The 2,989-nt window shown below is 48.1% G+C and carries 3 protein-coding genes and 2 pseudogenes; 2 read left to right on the forward strand and 3 right to left on the reverse strand.

All coding sequences use genetic code 11. The features are described from left to right. A pseudogene (locus NR121_RS24780) lies at nucleotides 1-338 on the forward strand (IS21 family transposase); the annotation flags it as partial. A 2-nt stretch (nucleotides 339-340) separates the two neighbouring features. Continuing rightward, a pseudogene (locus NR121_RS24785) lies at nucleotides 341-679 on the forward strand (ATP-binding protein); the annotation flags it as partial. A gap of 333 nt (nucleotides 680-1,012) precedes the next feature. Here the strand turns inward: NR121_RS24785 and NR121_RS24790 are convergent. From NR121_RS24790 to NR121_RS24800, 3 genes are all read right to left on the reverse strand, one after another. Beyond that, nucleotides 1,013-1,738: a tyrosine-type recombinase/integrase gene (locus NR121_RS24790; RefSeq protein WP_256832129.1), complete on the reverse strand. Its 726-nt coding sequence runs from the start codon at nucleotides 1,736-1,738 to the stop codon at nucleotides 1,013-1,015. Then, nucleotides 1,722-2,477, reverse strand: coding sequence for a tyrosine-type recombinase/integrase (locus NR121_RS24795; RefSeq protein ID WP_256832130.1), 756 nt, complete (start codon nucleotides 2,475-2,477; stop codon nucleotides 1,722-1,724). Before NR121_RS24795 ends, NR121_RS24790 begins: the two co-directional genes overlap by 17 nt. Next, the coding region (locus NR121_RS24800; protein WP_256832131.1) for a site-specific integrase at nucleotides 2,470-2,989 on the reverse strand (520 nt) is incomplete at its 5' end. The genes NR121_RS24795 and NR121_RS24800, both read right to left, overlap by 8 nt.

A 2,989-nucleotide genomic window follows, 5' to 3' on the forward strand; every position in this document is an offset into this window, starting at 1 on the left:
AGTTCTCCGACACGCAACTGGCTGCCGCCTACTTGGAAGCCATCTGCCAAAGGCAACCACGGTACATCCGGGATCAACTACAGCTCATCCAGAAGACCCTGCAAGAAGCAAGTTTAACCGTCGTGAATCAGGCGCTTCGTTATTGTATGACCCACCGGTTGTATCGTGCGACAGACTTTGCGGATGCCGTGCGTTATTTTTCTAACACAATCGTTGATGACGCGCCAGCTACATCGGACGAAGTAAAGCCGCTGCAAGGAACGGATCCGGCCAAATGGAAAGCCAAACCGCAAATTCGTGATGTCCAGGTATACCAACGCATCTTGAGAGGAGGCTAACCATGAAAGAACCGGTCGCAGAACTGAAACAAACCTTGAACATCTTAAATCTGACGGAGGCAGCCCAGATCATAGATCAAAGTCTGATGGAAGCCGAACAGGCCCAGTGGACCTGCCGCGAATTCCTTGAGCGGCTGCTTCACTATGAAATCGTGCGCCGGGAAGAAAAACAACTGGCCCGGCGATATAAATGGGCATCCTTTCCCGAGTTAAAGACACTCGATGAATACCGCCTGGAGGAGCAGCCCTCGCTGAGCAAGCGGCAATTTCAACAGCTGAGAGAATTGTTGTGGTTGGAGCAGAATTACAATCTCATTCTGCTGGGCCCTCCCGGTGTCGGAAATTATCGAAAGAATTTGGTTATGGAAAGATCCTCGAAAGAATCCGTACTAGACCTGCGGTCGTTACCGAGAAACTTTCCATAACGATCAAGGACGGCAAAGGTTCTGCAACCACTGCAGCATGTCAATGTTTTCTTCCCAAGCGGGAGTGTCAGGACTCGTCACTTGGGGATATGCTGATTCCAAGGCCTTTCTTTTAAGCTCCGTATCGAATTTCAAATAGATCTCCGTTGTTGTCACACCACGTGCTCCAGCAAATCACGAATGTAAATCAGGTTAACACCAGATTCCATGAAGAGCCTTAGAATGCCTGAGCATGTGCGGGTGCAATTGTTAAGGAAAAACCTTGTCCTTGTTGCAGCGTTTTGCCTGTTTCATGTACTTGCCGAGGATGTAGGTAATGCAGGGTCTTGTAAACGCCTGGTATCTGCTGTTGTAAAACAGAGGGCTTTGTTGGCGCCCCATATCAAGCAGGTGGTTTTCGGTCATGTAACCTTCCAGAAGATTTCGGGTTTTGGCCGTAATTGGAATGTTCCTTTTCTTGTTGCCTTTGCCGGTCAAGGTAATCATTGCGGGATGAAACAGTCTCACATCACAAACCTTCAGATCAATCAATTCCTGCACCCTTGCCCCAGCGTCGTACAAGACGACCATCAAGGCCAAGTTACGACGTCCCTTCTTTGTCGATGTATCGGGCTGTTCAAATAAACAGGCTAACTGATCCAGCGTAAGATGGCTCTCGAACAAGATTTCCGGATTCTCCGCTTGAGCAAATCGGAAGAAGCTGTGAATCGCGGCTAACCGCTGGTTCCGGGTGCTAATACTCACTTGTCTGGAAGTTTCGAGCCATTGTAAAAAATCCTTAATGCTCGGTGCGGTTAAGGTTGCAAATGAAATTCTCTCCGGCCTTACCTGCTGTTTCTCTTGCATGAATAGGAGAAATTGTTTGAAGGTGTCACGGTAAGATGCGATCGTATGGGGGCTGACGTTCCGTTGCCCGGGAAGAAAATCGGTCAGAAATAGCGTCAGTGTCCGTGCAAAATCAGTAGGGCAGAGCATTGTTCAAATCCCTGCCGTCTAGCACCCATTTCTTCAAGCAATTTACGGCGAAGGTATGTCGCAAATCATGAATCCGAGGCCCTTTGCCTCTCCCTAAATGCGAAATATTCGCTTGCCGGAGCACATCTCTAAAGAGCTTGTAAACAGTCGACTCGGAATAATGACCGCCAAATGGTGAGGGAAAGAAAAACGGATTTCCCAAGTTCACAACTCGAACAGTTTTAACATACTCCCGGCACCGTTCGGAGAGATTGTCCGACATGGGAAGGATTCGTTCTTTATTGAATTTTGTGTAGCGAATGGACAAGGTGCCTTTGTTCAGATGCCGATTGGGGGTTCCGTCATGGAAGGGATACTGATCGCATACCTCAAATATGCTTTTCAGCTCATCACTTGAAAAAATGTACGGGATGTAAGCATAACGATCGACAGTGACCATTGCCTTGGGATACACATACGCCGCATAACCGATGCGATTCATATATACTGCCAACCCCCGCAACAACGAGATTCTGCCAGCTTGAGTGGATGCGGTCTCATTGGGCCTGCGAGCCGTCCATTCCATGACCAGCGGCTTCGTTAAATTGGTCTCCTGTAAGCCTCGACTGTAAACAAAGTAGTCGAAACCTTTGAGTAGATCGGCTCCCTTTTGGAATTTATGTCCTACCGCCCGTTTTTCTGCGATATAGCCTTTAATTGGAACGGCTAATGTACTCTGAAACGGATGATGCTCAGGCATTCCGGAACACCTCCTCCGGATCGAGTGCACACGACTTCAGTCCATTCAAATCTGTATGCAAATACACCGCAGTGGACTTGGAATCCACATGGCCCAAAATTTCAGAAATCACTGCAAGAGACGCTCCTTGCTCTAAAAGGGTACTCGCCAGCGAGTGTCGTAACGAGTGCAGCCCGTGCCGTTTCCCACGGGGAACGGTAATACCAGCAAGTCGAATATATTGGGTAATTATGTTGTGAAGATTGGCATTCTCTCCGAAGGCTTCAAAGGGGGCGTTCAGACGAACAAACACATAGGGCGATTCACATATAGGCCTAGCATGCCGAAGATAATCGATGAGTGCCCAACCCACATCGTGCAGTATAGGATAGGTCACTCCGACCTTCGTTTTTTCCTGAACAATGGTTATCGTTTTGGTTTCCCAGTTTAAATCAGAAAGTTTTAAAGCTTTGATGTCGCTAACCCGCATGCCCAGCTTCGCAACAAGAAGAAGGATGGCATAATCTCTCTTT

The organism is Paenibacillus sp. Pae15 (assembly GCF_024519685.1).
Lineage (GTDB): Bacteria > Bacillota > Bacilli > Paenibacillales > NBRC-103111 > Paenibacillus_G > Paenibacillus_G naphthalenovorans.